The following is a 17,188-nucleotide window of genomic DNA, read 5'->3' on the forward strand; positions in this document are numbered from 1 at the left end:
AATAATCATGAATACAATAGATTCATTTTCTAAATATATTTAAAATAATTGTTTTTGATTTTGAAAACACTGACTTTTATCAAAACAAAAATTACTATTATGGAAAACTTTGATGCAGCAAATAACATTCAGGATTTACAATATTTTGGAGAATTCGGAGGCGTAAACCCTTCAATATCTGACAGTTCGACTTATACATTTCTTTCTGCGAAAACCATGTTCGATACTTTCGAAGGAAATACAGAAGGTTGTTATTTATACTCAAGACATTCTACACCAAGCAACCTTTATTTAGGAGAAGCCTTGGCACAAATGGAAAATACAGAAAGTGCAAATGTGACCGCTTCCGGAATGGGCGCAATCACTTCTACTCTGCTTCAACTCTGCAAAGGTGGCGATCATATTATTTCGAGCCGTACCATTTATGGCGGAACTTATGCCTTCATGAAAAACTTTTTGCCTGGTTATAATATCAAAACTTCATTTGTTGATATCACCGATTTATCAGCAGTTGAAAATGCGATTACGCCAAATACAAAAGTTCTTTTTTGTGAAACGGTGAGCAATCCGCTTTTAGAAATTGCTGACTTGCGTGAACTTTCAAAAATTGCGAAAAAGCATAACCTTAAATTGATTGTTGACAATACTTTTTCTCCGCTTTCGATTTCTCCGCAAACCTTGGGAACCGATATTACGATTCACAGTTTAACTAAATTCATTAACGGAAGTAGTGATGCAGTTGCAGGAGTTGTTTGTGCTTCTACTCAATTTATTAATAATTTGAAAGATGTGAATTCTGGCGCTTGTATGTTGCTGGGACCGACTTTAGACAGTTTCCGTGCGGCGAGTATTCTTAAAAACTTGAGAACGCTTCACATCAGAATTAAAAAGCATAGTGAAAATGCACAATATTTGGCGGAACAATTTGAAAAAGATGGGCTTGTAGTAAAATATCCAGGTTTGAAAAGTCACAAACAACACGAACTCTTCAAAAGCATGATGAACGCAGAATATGGTTTCGGCGGTTTATTAACATTAGATGTAACAACCACAGAAAAAGCAAATGAGTTAATGGAATTAATGCAAAAAGAAAACTTGGGTTATTTAGCCGTAAGTCTTGGTTTCTACAAAACATTATTCTCTTGCTCAGGAAGTTCAACATCATCGGAAATCCCAGAAGAAGAACAGAAAGAAATGGGACTTTCACAAGGATTAATCCGTATGTCAATTGGTTTGGATCACGATATTAAAAGAACCTATGACAAAATGAAATGGTGCATGGAACATATTGGAATTTTGTAAATTTTAAAAAACCTTCTTTACTATATAAAAAAAGACTTCGTTGTGAAGTCTTTTTTTGTCAGTTTAAATATTTATTCATCAAAATGATTCGGGTGTTTTTTACTAATTTCAGTAACCGTTCCTAGAACTTTTTCTTTTAAAGAATTCTGGTAGATCTCTAATTTCTGGGAAATCTCCCCATTTGAAGAACCTAAGATTTTCGCTGCCAAAATCCCGGCATTTGTTGCACCATTCAGAGCAACCGTTGCTACAGGAATTCCAGACGGCATTTGTAAAATTGATAATACAGAATCCCAACCATCAATAGAGTTAGAAGATAAAATCGGAACACCAATCACGGGCAAAGTTGTACAACTCGCCACCATTCCCGGAAGATGCGCCGCTCCGCCCGCTCCAGCAATCAGAACTTTTAAGCCGCGAGATTTTGCAGATTTTGCATATTCAAACATTCTTTCCGGCGTTCTGTGCGCTGATACGACAGTCAATTCATATGGAATTTCTAAAGATTTTAAAAAATCTGCTGCCTGTTCCATTATTGCCAAATCGCTTTGACTGCCCATTATTATTCCGACCATTTTTAGTATAAATTTTAAGGTTTAAAGTTAAGAAAATTTAGAGGTTCTGAAATGGATATTTAAAAAACCTGCTTCATTTGTAATCATTTTTAATACATTCTGTCTCAGATTTTACTGATGACGCAGATTAATTTTGAGATAAATTATAACAGAATTTAAAAAAAATAATTAGGAATTCACAATCGAATTAGCAACAAAAACTCCTGTGCTGAAACACGCCTGCAAAAGATAACCGCCTGTTGGCGCTTCCCAATCAATCATTTCTCCCGCACAATAAACATTCGGGAAATCCTTTAATTCAAGTTGAGAATTCAGTTCAGAAAATGCGACGCCGCCTGCAGTAGAAATCACTTCATCAATTGGTCTAAAACTCAAAATCTCAATTGGAAATTTCTTGATGGTTTTTGCTAGGTTTTCGATATCAAGATAACTTTCCTTATCCAATGTTTTTAAAACATTGATGGCGGTTGTAGATAATTTTAAATTCCTTTTTAAAACCGAACTTATTTTTGAATTCCCTTTTAATTGTTCCAAAATATCGGTTTCCGACAAATTAGGTTTTAGATCAATATGGAGCATTAGTGGGAAATCATGCTTTCGGGTATAACGGTTCATGTAGTAAATTGGACTTCCTTCGATGCCATATTTTGTGAAAACGATTTCACCAATTTTCTCCTGATTACCAAATGAAACTTTAATATTTTTTAGGTATTGACCTTGTAATGAATGAAATTTTTCTGGCGTATTATAACCAGAATTGGCAGATTGCAAAGGAATTATTGTAATATTTTTCTTCGTTAATGTTTCCACCCATTTAGCATCAGAACCTGTTTTTTTCCAAGAACCGCCGCCCATGGCTAAAATTAATTTTGAATATTTAACTGAAAAATCTCCGCTATTATTTTTAAAATAAATTAAAGAATCATCGAAATCCAGAAAGGTGTTTTCGTAATGAATGTTGACCCCAAGTTCTTCCAAACGATCCAGCCATGCTTTTAAAACCTGAATCGGTTTGAAATTTTTGGTAGGAAAAATCTTGCCTGAACTTCCGATATAAGTGGTAATTCCCAGATTAGAAAGCCATTCAACAACTTTTTTATTATCGAATTCTATCACCATATTTTGTATTTCTATGTCTTCATATTTTTGAATAAAAGAATCCAATTCTTCACTATGAGTCAAATTAAATCCACCATTTCCAGCCACCAAAAACTTTCTGGCTGCAGCTTTATTTTGTTCGTAAACATGAACTTTGAAACCTTTTTCGGCTAAAATCTGTGCAGCCATTAATCCTGCAGGACCAGCGCCGATGATGATAATTTGATTTTCTTGCATTTGGTGCAAAAGTAAGGGTTTTGTTTTTCTATTAAAGTAAAACTGGGGAAAGTACCGCGCAAATGCTTAAAGTGATATTATTTTACATATCAATTAATGCCAATCTTTATATGGTTTAGTAACCAATTTTGAATTGTAATACTTTTCTTCTCCTGTTACTTCTCCATCGATCCAATCTGGAATACCGAACTTTTCATCTTCACTTTTCAGTTCGATTTCTGCTACGATTAATCCTTCATTCTTCCCAGAAAACACGTCAACTTCCCAAACATGATTATCGATGGAAATCTTATATCTTATTTTTGACAGTTCCGCAACTGCAAATTGATCCAATAATTCTTTGGCTTCCGCAAACGGAATTTCATATTCATATTCTGCTCTTGTTGCACCAAAAGAAATTCCTTTGATGGTCAAAAAACCTTTTTCAGAAGTTTGTCGTACGCGAATTGTTTTCTTCGGATTCGTCAATAAATATCCCTGTCTGTAAAATTCTCCCGCAGGTTTCTTGACCTCTTCCCATTTCTCATGATTAACCAAAAATTTTCTTTCTATTTCTACTCCCATTTTATAATTCCTAAATATTAAAGATTTTTAAAAGACTACAAAAATAGTTGAAAATCCGAAGAAGTTTCCGAAAGAAAATTATATTTAAATCGTTGTTGGCTATTGCAGTGATAAAATCTACCTTTGCAAAGTTGTTCTTTTGCAACGAAATCCTATTTATTATTTCCACTTTATAATTCAGTTTCTAAATGTTCAAAGATCCCAAATTAGTCCTCGCCATTGTAATTGTAGCTTTGGTTTGGGGAACTACATTTTTAGGGATTCGAATCGCTGTAGAAACTATTCCACCTTGGTTTGTGGCTGGACTTCGTCAGTTTTTAGCTGGAATTATATTATTGGTTGTTCTTCTTTTTACCAAAAATTTAAAATGGATCGGGTGGAAGAATTACATAAACCAAATCATTCTGGCGTCATTGATGCTGGTGGTCGCAAATGGAATGACAACGGTTGCCGAGAAGCATTTAACCAGCAGTTTAGCATCACTCATCAGTTCTACTTCTCCCTTGGCAGTTTTTATTTTAAGCATCGTTTTTAGCATGCAAAAATTCAGTATTCGCGGTTTAGTAGGAGTATTGCTTGGTTTTTCGGGAATCTTATTAATTTTCAAAGATGGACTTCAAGATTTACTCAATCCCGAATACAGAATGGGCGTGGTTTATATTTTCATCGCTATTGGCGGCTGGGCATTCGGAACTATTTACACCAAAAAAACCAATCATTTGCCGCAGAATATTTCCCTTAATCTTTTCTATCAATTTAGTTTTGCGGGAATCGTTCAGATTATTTTCGGCTTCATTGCTTCAGATGAAATTACAGTTTTTACCTGGAGTTCCAAAAGTATTTTGGCCACCATTTATTTAGCAATTTTCGGTTCTGTTATCGCTTTTTTCGCTTTTCATTATGCTCTGAAAAAAATCACACCTACGCAGATTTCTATCCTTTCTTATGTGAATACTATCATTGCTATTTTCCTGGGTTGGCTGATTCTCAACGAACCAATCTCTCTCACTTTTATAATGGCAACGGTTTTAATTATCTGCGGAGTTTTCATCACCAATTATCAAAAAGGGATGTTTGCCAAAAAATAAAAGTTTACTTAACCCTGAATATATTCTTTAAGATGCCGAATGACTTCTTTTTGATCGATTACTTTTTCTCTAATAACATCGGTAATTGAAATGATTCCCATCATTTCTTCCTGATCCATTACTGGAAGATAACGTAGATTATGATCGGCCATCAACTGCATACAGTGGGTTAAACTATCTTGCGTGTTAAGTACGGGTAAATCCACGGACATCACATCGCGCACTTTGGTATTGGAAGAATGTCGGTTTTTCAAAATAACATTTCTGGAATAATTTCTTTCCGTGAAAATTCCGTGATATTTTTCAGCATCCTGCACGACAACTGAGCCCACATTTTGATCGGCCATCAGTTGCAAAGCTTCTAAAACGGTAGAATCCGGTCCTACAGTAATGTAAGAACTTCCCTTACGGGTGAGAATTGTGTCTATATTGCTCATAATCAAAGTTTTTTGTCCTATAAAGTTATTACAAAAATTAGAATTATGAGCAGGTTTTAAAGATGAAAATAGAAACCCTTATGCAGTAACTGTTACCAAAGATTTAATATAAACTAGTTGCTCTAAAAGTTCTTCGCGTGAATTTGCTAAAACATTAATATGTCCCATTTTTCGCCCAGGTTTGGTTTCTGTTTTTCCGTAAAGGTGCACGTAAGTATTTGGTAGTTTCAATACATTTTCTAAACCTTCATATTGTACTTTTCCAGAGGATTTCTCTTCTCCGACCAAGTTCAACATTCCGGAAAATCCAAAACTGGAGGTATCTGCAAGAGGAAGATTTTTAAGTACCCGATAGAATTGTTCAAACTGAGAATTTGCATTTCCCTCTTGGGTTTGATGACCAGAATTATGAAGTCTTGGCGCCGTTTCATTAACCCAAACCTTTCCACTTTTATCTAGGAATAATTCGATGGCAAATAGTCCTTCCGAATCTGCTGCTTTCATAAATTGTTCTGCGATACGATTGATTTGATTTTGAACATCATCTGAAATCTGGGTCGGACAAATATTAAAATCCAACAAATTCAATTTCGGATCTGCAACCATTTCAGTCACAGGAAAACTCTTGATTTCACCCTGTTCATTTTTTGCGATAATCAAAGAGAGTTCTTTATCAATATCTACTAAATTTTCTAAGACTGATGGTTCATCCCACATTTTCTCAAGATCATTTTCAGACTGAATTACCTGGACACCTTTGCCATCGTAACCACCTGTATTAAGTTTTTGAACAAAAGGAAAACCAATTCTAATTTCCTCTTTTAAAGATTGGATCACCTGAAAATCCGGACTTGGAATCTGATGATGTTTATACAATTGTTTCTGCAAAATTTTCTGCTGAATAATTTTGATAATATTAGAATTCGGAATCACCTTTATTCCTAGATTTTCCAGTTCTTCTAACGCCTCTACATTCACATGTTCAATTTCAATGGAAACAACATCTTTATCCTTTCCAAAATCGAGAACATCTTGTTTATCATTAAAGTTTCCTTTGGTGAAAAAAGAAATATGCGCGCAGGAACAGTCTTCATTGGGATCTAAGACGTAAAATTCGTCATCATATTTCAGGGCTTCCTGAATTAACATTCTGCCCAATTGTCCACCACCTAAAATTCCTATTTTCATCTTTACTTTAATTTATCAATTTTTAAATAACCAATTGCGGTTTTATTTTCCTGAACTTCTGCTACAGATTTCTTTAATACAATCGAATATTTCTCTTTCATTTCTAAAGGCAAAATATCATTTACTTTAAAAATATCATCAATGTCAACCCCGTGTTTATCGTCGATATGGCTCGTTGCATTTTCGAAACCCATTGTTTTATAAAAAGTAGTTTGTTTTACTCTTTTAATAATTTCTGACATGGATTTACCAACCATTAAAAACTGTTCATGAAATTCCTGAAACTGCCCAACCTGATACCCACCAAGATTGATGAAAAAAAGTTGATTTTCATCTTCCTTTACTTTTCGTTCAACGATTTCGATTTCGAAACCATCTACAAATTTTACTTCTTGGTAACAGTCGATGTGAATTTTACCTTTGGCTTCGGGCCAAAAATTTTTCACGGCAGGAACAAGATCTTTCAACGTTTCGGCAATACCGAAGAAAACATCGTGTTGTTCGATATTTCTACCATTTGGCGTGGCGCCAAGAATAATATGGAATAGTTTCATTGTAGGGGAAAAAACAAAAATACGGTTTAAATAAATTCTATAAAATTTTAAGTCTAAAAAGTTTATTTAAAAGTTTCAAATTACTTAAATTTGTGACATGACCGAAATATTAATTCTGTTCTTTGGAGCCGTTGCCGCTGGATTACTGGGATCCTTAACTGGTTTAGGCGGCGGCGTTGTCATCATTCCATTATTAACTCTTGGCTTTGGAATACCGATGCATTATGCAATTGGTGCTTCTTTGGTCTCGGTCATCGGAACGTCTTCTGGTGCTGCGGCTGCCTTCGTAAAAGAAGGTTTTACCAACGTAAGAGTCGGAATGTTTTTAGAAATTGCCACTACAACCGGTGCAATTATTGGTGCTATGATTTCGGGAATATTGAATCCCAACACCATCGGAATTATTTTCGCCAGTATCCTAATTCTTACCGTCATATTAAATCTGAAGAAAAAACCTGATCATCAAGAACCTTTAATTAAAGGGAGTTTAGAAGACAAACTTCAATTGTATGGGACTTTCCCGGATCATGGAATTATTAAAGATTACGCTGCAAGAAACACCGTTCCAGGTTTTCTGATGATGATTTTCGCCGGTGCAATGTCCGGATTGCTAGGAATTGGATCTGGCGCACTAAAGGTTTTAGCCATGGATAATATGATGCGACTTCCTTTTAAAGTTTCTACAACCACGAGTAATTTTATGATTGGCGTAACTGCGGTGGCAAGTTCACTCATTTATTTTCAACGTGGCGAAATCATTCCGGTGATCGTGGCACCTGTTTTAATCGGTGTGGTTTTAGGAAGTTACATCGGGTCGAAAACTTTAATTGTTTCCCAAACTAAAAAATTGAAAGTTATTTTCGGAATTGTAGTTACCATTCTTTCGATTTATATGATGTATAACGGTATTACCAAAAATTTCAAATAAATGAAAAGTCATTTTACCGATATCGACCTTAACCGTTCCGTAGGAAACCTTCTGCGACTTGGCGTAATTTTATCTGTAATCACGTCTCTGTTTGGTTTTATTAAACTTTTTACAGAAGGTTTTAAAATGCCCGACAATTACACTTCCTTGGAAGTTACGGGAGAAAATATTTGGGGAAACTTCTGGATCTCTCTTTTAAATTTTGAAGGAGTTGGGATTATTCAACTGGGAATTTTACTACTGATTTTCACTCCTTTGGTAAGGATTATTTTCGCAATGATTGGTTACATTAAAGAAAAAGATTACACTTATGTAATCATTTCTTTAATCGTTTTAGGAATCATGCTCGTGAGTTTCTTAATGGGGTTTACTCACTAAAAGCTTGCGTGTGTTTTTGATGAAAAATCAGAAATTCTCGGTTTTCATTTAGATAGAAAAAAAGAAAGTCAGATTTTAAGTAAAAGATAAATTTTTCAAAATTGCTTCTGCTTTCAGTTCTGTTTCCCGCCATTCTTTTTCGGGCGAACTTTCTGCGGTAATGCCACCGCCGACATATAATAATGCGGCATTCCGGAAGATCTCCGCACATCTTAAATTGACAAAATACTGTATCGTTTCCTCATCTTCTACTTTAATATAACCCGCATAAAAAGCGCGTGAATGCTCTTCAAACTGCGCAATTGCATTTTTACAAAATTCTTTCGGGAAACCACAAACAGCTGGAGTAGGATGCAAGTCTGAAATTAATTTTTCTACCTCTTCGCTTTTGATATTCGCTTTAAAATCAGTTCGTAAATGTTTGATGTTTCCGGAAGGATGGTCATGCGTTTCAGAACAGGTAACCTGAGCAGAATAATCTTTTAAAACCGTTGCAACATAATCCGTAACCGCTTGTTGTTCTTCAATTTCTTTGGTCGTCCAGTTTTCATTTATGGGAATTGTTCCGGCCAAACTCATCGTTTCAAACTCAGACGATTTTTTATTAAACCTTCCCAAAACTTCTGAAAATGCGCCAATCCAACATCGATCATTTTTAATAAAAAAATAGACAAAGGCATTTGGATAAGAATTGCAAAGATTAAGAAAAGTTTGAGATAAACTGATTTTTTGATGCTCTAACCTCACCAATTTTCTACGGGAAATAACCAGTTTAGAGAGACTGTTTTCTTTAACAAATTCAATAACCTGCTGAATTTTTTCTAAATAATGCGGTTCTGTTTCTTCCTCAAAATCAATTAATTCTGATAACGAAACATCTGAAAAAACCTCATCTTCTAAAAATTGATTTAAGGAAATTTCTTTAATATCTCCTTTAAAATCAACCTGTTCTGAATTGTTAAATGACACAAAACGAACCAGATTACTGTTTGAGTTTTCTTCAGTTGTAAAAATTTGGTCAGAAAAAGGATATCGGAAACACAACATCAATTCGTAATATTTAGCGCGGAATAATATTATTGGTCATCGTGGTATGATTAATGAGCGTTCCTTTTTCATCGCGAATCTCGATTTCGGAAACATGCATGGTATTTCCTTTTCGAATGAATCTTGCAGTCCCAGTTACGATCCCGTCTTTTTTACTTCGCAAATGATTTGAGTTAATATTTGTTCCAACAGGAGCAAATTTTTTCGTATCAACGTGGATTACTGATAAGCAAGAGCCCAAAGTTTCTGCCAAAACGCAACTCGCACCACCGTGCATAATTCCGTAAGGTTGATGAACTCTTGGCGTTACTGGCATTGTTGCAGTTAACGAATCATCAGTAACATCAGTAAAAATAATATCTAAAGTTTTTCCTAAGGATTCGCCACCCCAGTTATTTAATTTTTCTAAGATTTGTTCTTTGTTTTCCATAAATTACTTGTTAAAATTAGAAAATCTTCGGATTCCAATTTTCAGGAACTTTCGGGGTTCTGTGGGTATAATATTCTTCGAGTTCGGTCATGATATCTTCATAAGATCTGGTTTCTAATTCCTCCACCGAAATCTTTTTACCCAGATAAATCGTTTTCTCCTTAAAATCACCAGAAGCAATTACGATGGGCACTTTTGCATTGATCGCCATATGGTAAAATCCTTTTCGCCATTTTGGCACCCAACTTCTAGTTCCTTCTGGAGTAATAACCAAAGAAAAACTTTCCTTTTTAAAGAGGTCAACCACAAACTTTACCAAATCATTTTTCTGGGAACGATCAATTCCTACACCACCCATTGCTTTGATTAAAAAGCCATACCAAGCTTTGGTATGTTGATCTTTAATAATAACTTTCAAGGGTTTTCCTAAAGACCAATAAGCGAAGTTACCCAACATATATTCGTCATTTGAAGTATGTGGAGCTACAACGAGAATGCAACGATCAAGATTATCTACGTCGCCTTCTAAAACAACTTTCCAGCCGAGAATCTTAAGCATTAATTTACCGAATAGTTTTTTCATAAAATTGAAAATTTGGAATTGAAAACCAGTATTTTTTAGTGAGTTTTTAAACAAAAAAGTATAACCAAACTCAACTGGTTATACTTTACAAAGATATTGAATTAATATTCTTAGAATAATAAACTGCTAACGAAATCTATTATCTTAATTGCTATTTCTAAAACAAACTGTACCATAATACGAGATTTTTAGGTGTTAATTAATCTGTTATAAATTAACTGTACGAAATTAAGAATAAAATTCTATAAAAAGAATTTCGTAAATGTTAATTTTTATTAAATATTTCCTATTCATTATTTAGTTTTGATGGAGATTTCTTTTTTTCCATTTTTAATGGAGATATCTACATTCTCAACATCATCTGAATTAAATTTCATTTTTTTGATGATGAGTTCTGCTTCTTTTTTACCTACTTTTTTACCATTAACAATAATAGAATCTGCATTATCAGAAGGAACGATGATTGAATTTTTTCCTGATTTCACGGTTACCGAGTCATCATCTTCGCTGCTATTTGTATTATTGTTACTGTTATCATTATACTCATCATCATCAACCGAAAATCCACGTTCATCATTTAACGAAACAACTTTCATATGTTTCGGAATAACCAACTCATAATCAACCCGGTAATCCCGGAAACGATCGGTGTATGGATAAGAGAAGTAATTTGGAAGTGTAATTTTATTGTCAACTATTTCCAATGGTACATTTACTCTCATCGGCAAATTATAACCGTCTGCTCTTTTTTTGATTTCAAGATACGGCGCTTTTACATCTTTTCTGGTAACATCTAATCTTGGGTAATCCTCTTTATAAATGGTTTTCCCATCAGAATAAACATCATCCCAATATGATTTAAAGTTTTGTGGAATGACTACTTTTTTCATATCTATAAGGATAGAATCTGAGGTCGTATTGATGGCTACATTCTCTGTATCATCATTGGTTCCGCTGTATTGTGTTTTGAATTTGATGGCAGAAAAACCTGTTGCAGCCCCCAAACCAATCCATAGTAAAACCAAAGCCCCGATCACATATCCTGTATTATTAAATTTGGTTTTGGGAGAAAATAACTTTATTGCCAAATAGGTAAAGATGAGTCCTGGAATAAAAGCAGTCAAAAACGACAATGCAATTACGATGAAACCAAGATTACTGTCTTGCAAATAAAATCCAAGGTTGCTAAAAAAGTTGATATTACTGGTTCCGCTAAAACCGAAACCTAGGATTGCAAATGACCCTACTAGTAATGAAAGTCCCATCATTGCTAAAATCGCTCCCAGAAAATATCTTACCACTGCCCAAAGTCCACTACCTGCTTTGTTGATGTAAGGTTTATTTTCGTTATACAACGCTCCTACCTTCTGTGTAGATTCATTTGCAAACTGTACAATTTTGGTTGATTCTTCCTTAAGGTTATCGAAATTTAAGGGTTTCCCTTTCATTTTCAAAAAATCGGTTGCATTTTCTGCTCTCGGCAAAACAATCCAAAGAATGATATAAATAAGAATGATTAATGAGGTAGAGATCGCGGCTGTAAAAATTCCTAAAATTGCAATTCCTAACCAAATAGCACGCATCGCGCTGATATCCATACCGACATAATGTGCTAAACCAGCACAAACACCAGCAATTTTCTCATGTTCAGGATCACGGAACAATTGTTTCTGCCCATTGAAGTTTGCAGAAGATTTTTGTTCTTTTTTACCTTTCGATGTTTTTTCGGAAAAATAAGCTTCCTCCTGTTCTTCAATCTTTTCTGGGGTGCCGATTTGAGCAATTACTCTTTCAACATCAGTATCATTAATTACTTCTCTTTTTCCGAGTGCATCCTTAAAAATCTCGACCATTCTAATTTCGATATCGTGCATCACTTCATCTGCTTCGGTTACATCCAAAGAACTTCTAAGAGCTGCAAGATAATCGCTAAGTTTTATGTAGGCGTGTTCCTCTATGGTGAAAGAGAAACCGGCAAGTCCTATTGAGAGTGTCTTATTCATCGTTTTAGTTATTAGGTTCGAACGAATTTTCAGGAGCGTTCATTGGGTTATTGTTTTTAGTAATTTGGTTTACAGAATCTGTAAGTTCATTCCAGGTATTGAGCAGTTCTGTCAGGAATAATTTCCCTTTTTCGGTCAACTGGTAATATTTTCTGGGTGGCCCTCCGGTAGATTCTTCCCAGCGGTAGGAAAGAAACTCGCCGTTTTTCAATCGGGTAAGGAGCGGATAAAGAGTTCCTTCAACCACATCTAGTTTTCCTTTTTTCAGTTCATCAATGAGATCAGAGACATACATTTCTTTTTCATTAATTAAACTTAAAATACAGAATTCCAGAATTCCTTTTCGCATTTGCGCTTTGGTGTTTTCTGTGTTCATTATTTATGGGTTATTAATTAGTTTAATAATTACTTGCAAGATTATCTAAAATCAATCCTTACTAAAATGAATCGTTTTAACCAATCTTACAATGCAAAGATATAAAAACATTTTAGTATTATGCAATACAAAGTAGTAAAATTTTAAATTATTTAAAGTTTATATTAGTTATATTTTAATATTGATGGAAACCCCCATTAAATCATTAAATAAGCAATAAAAAAAACCGCCTCAAATTGAGGCGGTTCCTACTTTATAATAACTAATTATTATTTTTTGATTGTTTTGAATGATCTAACTGTTCCGTCTTCCATGTTAAGAGTAACGATATACATTCCAGTTTTTAAATCTGAAAGGTTCAGTTCAGCAGCAGGCTTCATATTTTTAACCTGTCTTCCTGAAACATCACTAACAGAAATTGATTTAACACCTTTAATATCTGAAATTTTCAATACATCCTGGAAAGGATTAGGGAAAACAGACAACGAAGTTTTCGTATTATTTCCTACGGCTAAAAACTCTTCATAATTGATTGTATAATCTTCAACTTGACCATTAGACATGTCGGTACAAGCAGTCGTAAGCGGAAGATTTATTGTAGTCCCAGAGAAGTTATACTTAATTCTCATTCTCTTAACACCAAAAGTAGTTCCTGCTGGAATGGTAATATTACCAGTTAAAGTAGCTTTGTTTGTTGCAGAAACTACGGTTGTTCTTTTCATTGTGGCCGTAGTATTAAAGTATGATTCACCTGCATCAACAAAATCACCGTCATCATTCCAGTCTACAAATACTGACATTGCCCAACCATTTCCACCGCCTAGAGCAATACCTTCAATAGTTAACGGAACAGAAGTAACGTTATTTTTTACTGAAAAACTAGGATTTAAAAATGCTTGATTAAGATCGAACACCCCGACAGTTGTTGCTGTTTCATCTGAGGTTTTCGTTTCTCCTGCAAAAATCACAGAAGTAATAGGAGCAAGTTGTGTAGGGGCATTAGTAGCCATTGGTCCGCAATAAGGTTGTAGAGGATTTGCGCCAGTTGTAAAAGTAGTTTCTACGCAATTCTCTGCATCACCAACACCGTTGTATGCTACTACTTTCGCATAATAAGTAGTATTCGCTTGCAATGGTGTTAACGAGGTCGGTGCAATATAAGAAGTTGTGCTCGCTGGTAAATTTACGTTTACTACATCGCTTGCACCTGTTGTGGTTCCAACTGTTAATTTATAACCACCATCTGCCAATTCAGAATTACTCCAAGTGAAGTTTGGTCTTACAGTAACAGCAGTTGCACCATTTGCAGGTGATGAAATTGATGTGCAAGCAGGAATAGTTGTTGGCGCTGTATCATTCACAACAGTATCAAAGTATAAATGGAATTGATCCGTATCTACAGCATGAAGACCAACATACACCGTTTGACCAACATAAGGAGTAAGATCTAAACTCACTTTAGTCCAAGCATTCGGTGCTTTAGAAGTCGCTTTAAGTGTTGTAGTAAAAGCTTCAGCAGTTGGAGTTGTTGTTGACAACATAACGTTATAATTTTCCAAATAAGCACTACTATAACTCGCTACCCAAAATGAAATCCTGTCATTAACACCTGCGACTACGGTAATTGCGGGGGTAACTAAATAATCATCGTGAGCGGCAGCATTAAATGCAATTCTGGCAACGTTAGCACCACTGTGAGCTGCTGGAACACCAGCGCTAGTTGTAGGAATACCAAAAGTAAAACCATTTGGATCACCACCGTTTATGACTGTCCAACCTGCAGGTACTGTTGTCGCTGCATCAAAATTTTGGGAAAACTGAGCAGTTGCAAAGATTCCCAGTGCTAAAGAGCACGATAGTAAAATTTTCTTCATATAAATATATTTTTTTAAATGTATCACAAATAAAATGAAATAAATTCATATAAAAAAATAATTATACTAATTATTCATAATATTTTTTACATTTTGTTACCATATTCTAATTTAAAAATAATTCTCTTTTTACAATTCGCATTTTCAAATAAAGAAGATATATTGAAAATTTTCAATAAAAAAAACCGCCTCAAAAATGAGGCGGTTCCTATGTTAATAATAAAAAATATTATTTTTTGATTGCTTTAACCGATTTAACCGTTCCATCTTCCATGTAAAGAGTAACGATATACAGCCCGGTTTTCAAATCTGAAAGGTTTAATTCAGCAGCAGGCTTCATGTTCTTAACCTGTCTTCCTGAAACATCACTTACAGAGATCGATTTAACTCCTTTTACATCAGAGATTTTCAATACATCTTGGAAAGGATTAGGGTAAACAGAAACGCTGTTTTTAGAAACAGAAGCAGTCGCCTGATTTGGAGCCGCCACGTTAATTGTATAGTCTTGAGTTCTACCCTGACCAGCAATATTACCACAAGCTACAATTGAAGCAGCATTTGCTTGTCTTGCTAATCTGATTCTCATACGGGTATTCCCTAGTAAAGCATCAGAAGGAATTGTAATATTTCCAGCTGATGAGGTAACACTTGAATAAGTTAATAAAGTCATTTCAGAATCTTCGAAAACACCATTTTGGTTATAATCAATCCAAACCTTCACTTTATCATTTGCATTACCACTTGCTGCTGTAATAGTCATTGGATACATCCCATTAACAACTACGTTTCCTATTACAGCAGTAAAGTCTTCGTAGCCACCTGGTACAGTTGTAAGTGCACTTGGGTTGTTAATATTTGCAAATGCTACATTAGAAATTCTATCTGCATTTACAGTCGTATGAGTTGCAGCACAGTAAGTCCAGTTTGCTGGCGTAGTAAATGAAATTTCAGCACATCCTGAAGCATCTCCCAAATTATTCGTTGGAACAACTTTAGCATAATAGGTTGTGTTTCTCTGAAGTCCATTTATCATAAAACTAAGCGTAGAAACAACCACACCGTTAGCAATATCTGTTGCTCCAGGAGTAGATCCTACATACACTTTATATCCTGTAGCCATAGTATCTTGAACCCAAGTCAAAGTTGTATTAGGAGCTTGAAGCGGCAATGCTGTAACAGATGTACAACTTGGTAAAGTACGTTCAATAACATTTATGGTATAGTCCTCAGTCTGACCGTTACCCATATTGGTACAAGCCGTAGATAAAGCTTCGTGTAAAGCAGTAGTAGAACTGCTGAAATTGTACTTAATTCTCATTCTTTTGTTCCCAAGAGTAGCAGAAGCTGGAACAGATATATTTCCTGTCAAATTAACGACTGCACCAGTACCACCCAGAAGAGTTCCAGGAGCAACAAAATACTGCTCTCCAGCATCATCAAAGTTACCATTGTTATTCCAGTCAATCCACACAGTCATACCAAATCTGTTTGCACCCAATCCTGTCCCTGATACCAATAATGGATAAGTGTTACCCGCAACCGCATCAAAAACATAACTTGTAAAATTTTCATAACCCACAGAACCAACTGTCGCACTTGAAGTATTAGGTCCTTTTCCGGCAAAAGTAACCGCAGAAATTGGATAGGCCGATCCTGGTAGGGTCGTAATGATTGGACCACAATAAGCAATCTGATCATTTGTACTAAAGGAAACTTCGGTACAACCTGTCGCATCGCCAACATTATTAGATGGCACCAATTTAGCAAATAAAGTTTTATTGGTCGGTAGTGGAACATTTGCTGAAGTTCCTGCAACAGTTCCATTATAAAGGTCTGAAGCACCAGAAGTAGTCCCTACAGTTAATTTATAATTTACCGCTTTGTCTGCACTTGCCCAAGTAAATAAACCTGTTCCACCCGAAATAGTAGAACCTTCAACAGGCGTTACTAAAGATGTACATGCTGGTGCAGAGTTAACAATTTCTTGACTGATTGTAATATCATCTACGTAAACACTTCCATTCACACCACCTGAAGCAGGTTTTACAATCCATACTCCAAATCCTATCTTTTGACTAGGCTGCAATGTTCCTGTAGGAATTGTTGCTGTTAGCGTAGTACATGATGTAATTGCTGGTGCAGTTAAACTTGTTGCGGTTCCAAGCGGATATACTGTCCAGTTGTCTGTTGCATCGTTATAAACAAAGTATGCTAAGGAGATCGTTCCTACAAAACCTGCAGGTTTTTTATAACTTGCGCTTAGACTAACCTTTTGCCCGTTTCCAGTCTGTGGCAAATCACTTGTATCAACCATCCAGCCTGAATTGGTATAAGTGTTACTAATTGCAATCTCTCCTCCAAACGCTCCGTTACACGCTGCTGAGGCAACCACAGCACCGCCACCAAACTGAGCATAACCTGGTCCAGGATTTTCGCCCCCTTCAAAATCGCCAGTATAGTTGTACTGAGCGTTTGATGTAATACCTAGTGCCATAAAGCACGCTAGTAGAATTTTTTTCATGTAAA

Annotated in this window: 17 protein-coding genes; 4 read left to right on the forward strand and 13 right to left on the reverse strand. The window is 35.3% G+C overall.

From position 1 onward, the window contains the following. The first annotated feature begins 99 nt into the window (after positions 1–99). Positions 100–1,302, forward strand: coding sequence for an aminotransferase class I/II-fold pyridoxal phosphate-dependent enzyme (locus PUH65_RS05515; RefSeq protein ID WP_305518806.1), 1,203 nt, complete (start codon positions 100–102; stop codon positions 1,300–1,302). A gap of 71 nt (positions 1,303–1,373) precedes the next feature. Here the strand turns inward: PUH65_RS05515 and purE are convergent, their stop codons facing one another. The 3 genes from purE to PUH65_RS05530 all read right to left on the reverse strand — a co-directional run bounded on the left by purE (position 1,374) and on the right by PUH65_RS05530 (position 3,776). Beyond that, on the reverse strand, positions 1,374–1,877 hold the full coding sequence (gene purE / locus PUH65_RS05520) for a 5-(carboxyamino)imidazole ribonucleotide mutase (protein WP_305518807.1): 504 nt from the start codon (positions 1,875–1,877) through the stop codon (positions 1,374–1,376). A gap of 168 nt (positions 1,878–2,045) precedes the next feature. Continuing rightward, positions 2,046–3,212 (reverse strand): TIGR03862 family flavoprotein, encoded by a 1,167-nt coding sequence (locus tag PUH65_RS05525; RefSeq protein ID WP_305518808.1) that lies wholly within the window; start codon positions 3,210–3,212, stop codon positions 2,046–2,048. A 93-nt stretch (positions 3,213–3,305) separates the two neighbouring features. Continuing rightward, a complete protein-coding gene (locus tag PUH65_RS05530) occupies positions 3,306–3,776 on the reverse strand; it encodes a CYTH domain-containing protein (protein WP_305518809.1) in 471 nt (156 codons plus the stop codon). Between the two features lie 188 nt (positions 3,777–3,964). On the opposite strand from PUH65_RS05530, the gene PUH65_RS05535 reads away from it, so the two are divergent. Further along, complete coding sequence (locus tag PUH65_RS05535; protein ID WP_305518810.1) at positions 3,965–4,864, forward strand: DMT family transporter; 900 nt, start codon at positions 3,965–3,967, stop codon at positions 4,862–4,864. Between the two features lie 8 nt (positions 4,865–4,872). On the opposite strand, the gene PUH65_RS05540 is transcribed toward PUH65_RS05535, so the two are convergent. From PUH65_RS05540 to PUH65_RS05550, 3 genes are all read right to left on the reverse strand, one after another. Further along, on the reverse strand, positions 4,873–5,301 hold the full coding sequence (locus tag PUH65_RS05540; protein WP_305518811.1) for a CBS domain-containing protein: 429 nt from the start codon (positions 5,299–5,301) through the stop codon (positions 4,873–4,875). Between the two features lie 78 nt (positions 5,302–5,379). Next, entirely contained in the window at positions 5,380–6,489 is a 1,110-nt protein-coding gene (locus PUH65_RS05545; RefSeq protein WP_305518812.1) for a 5-(carboxyamino)imidazole ribonucleotide synthase, read from the reverse strand. 2 nt (positions 6,490–6,491) lie between these two features. Continuing rightward, entirely contained in the window at positions 6,492–7,043 is a 552-nt protein-coding gene (locus PUH65_RS05550) for a DUF1543 domain-containing protein (protein WP_305518813.1), read from the reverse strand. A 97-nt stretch (positions 7,044–7,140) separates the two neighbouring features. Here PUH65_RS05550 and PUH65_RS05555 point away from each other — a divergent pair, with 97 nt between their 5' ends. Next, the gene (locus tag PUH65_RS05555; protein WP_305518815.1) at positions 7,141–7,971 is read left to right on the forward strand and encodes a sulfite exporter TauE/SafE family protein; all 831 of its coding nucleotides are present in this window, start codon (positions 7,141–7,143) and stop codon (positions 7,969–7,971) included. Beyond that, positions 7,972–8,349, forward strand: a complete 378-nt coding sequence (locus PUH65_RS05560; protein WP_305518816.1) for a DUF1634 domain-containing protein — start codon at positions 7,972–7,974, stop codon at positions 8,347–8,349. Between the two features lie 75 nt (positions 8,350–8,424). Here PUH65_RS05560 and PUH65_RS05565 read toward each other — a convergent pair whose 3' ends face one another. The 7 genes from PUH65_RS05565 to PUH65_RS05595 form a co-directional block, all read right to left on the reverse strand. Next, entirely contained in the window at positions 8,425–9,396 is a 972-nt protein-coding gene (locus PUH65_RS05565; RefSeq protein ID WP_305518818.1) for a chorismate-binding protein, read from the reverse strand. Between the two features lie 13 nt (positions 9,397–9,409). After that, on the reverse strand, positions 9,410–9,826 hold the full coding sequence (locus PUH65_RS05570; protein ID WP_305518820.1) for a PaaI family thioesterase: 417 nt from the start codon (positions 9,824–9,826) through the stop codon (positions 9,410–9,412). A 16-nt stretch (positions 9,827–9,842) separates the two neighbouring features. Further along, positions 9,843–10,409, reverse strand: a complete 567-nt coding sequence (locus PUH65_RS05575) for a 1-acyl-sn-glycerol-3-phosphate acyltransferase (RefSeq protein ID WP_305518821.1) — start codon at positions 10,407–10,409, stop codon at positions 9,843–9,845. 293 nt (positions 10,410–10,702) lie between these two features. Next, positions 10,703–12,412, reverse strand: a complete 1,710-nt coding sequence (locus PUH65_RS05580; protein WP_305518824.1) for a PspC domain-containing protein — start codon at positions 12,410–12,412, stop codon at positions 10,703–10,705. A gap of 4 nt (positions 12,413–12,416) precedes the next feature. Continuing rightward, complete coding sequence (locus PUH65_RS05585) at positions 12,417–12,788, reverse strand: PadR family transcriptional regulator (RefSeq protein WP_305518826.1); 372 nt, start codon at positions 12,786–12,788, stop codon at positions 12,417–12,419. A 269-nt stretch (positions 12,789–13,057) separates the two neighbouring features. Then, on the reverse strand, positions 13,058–14,662 hold the full coding sequence (locus tag PUH65_RS05590; protein ID WP_305518827.1) for a T9SS-dependent choice-of-anchor J family protein: 1,605 nt from the start codon (positions 14,660–14,662) through the stop codon (positions 13,058–13,060). Positions 14,663–14,891: 229 nt separating this feature from the next. Continuing rightward, positions 14,892–17,183 (reverse strand): GEVED domain-containing protein, encoded by a 2,292-nt coding sequence (locus tag PUH65_RS05595; RefSeq protein WP_305518828.1) that lies wholly within the window; start codon positions 17,181–17,183, stop codon positions 14,892–14,894. Positions 17,184–17,188 lie beyond the last annotated feature (5 nt).

It is taken from the genome of Kaistella sp. SH40-3, from assembly GCF_030686865.1.
In the GTDB taxonomy this organism is placed as follows: Bacteria; Bacteroidota; Bacteroidia; order Flavobacteriales; family Weeksellaceae; genus Kaistella.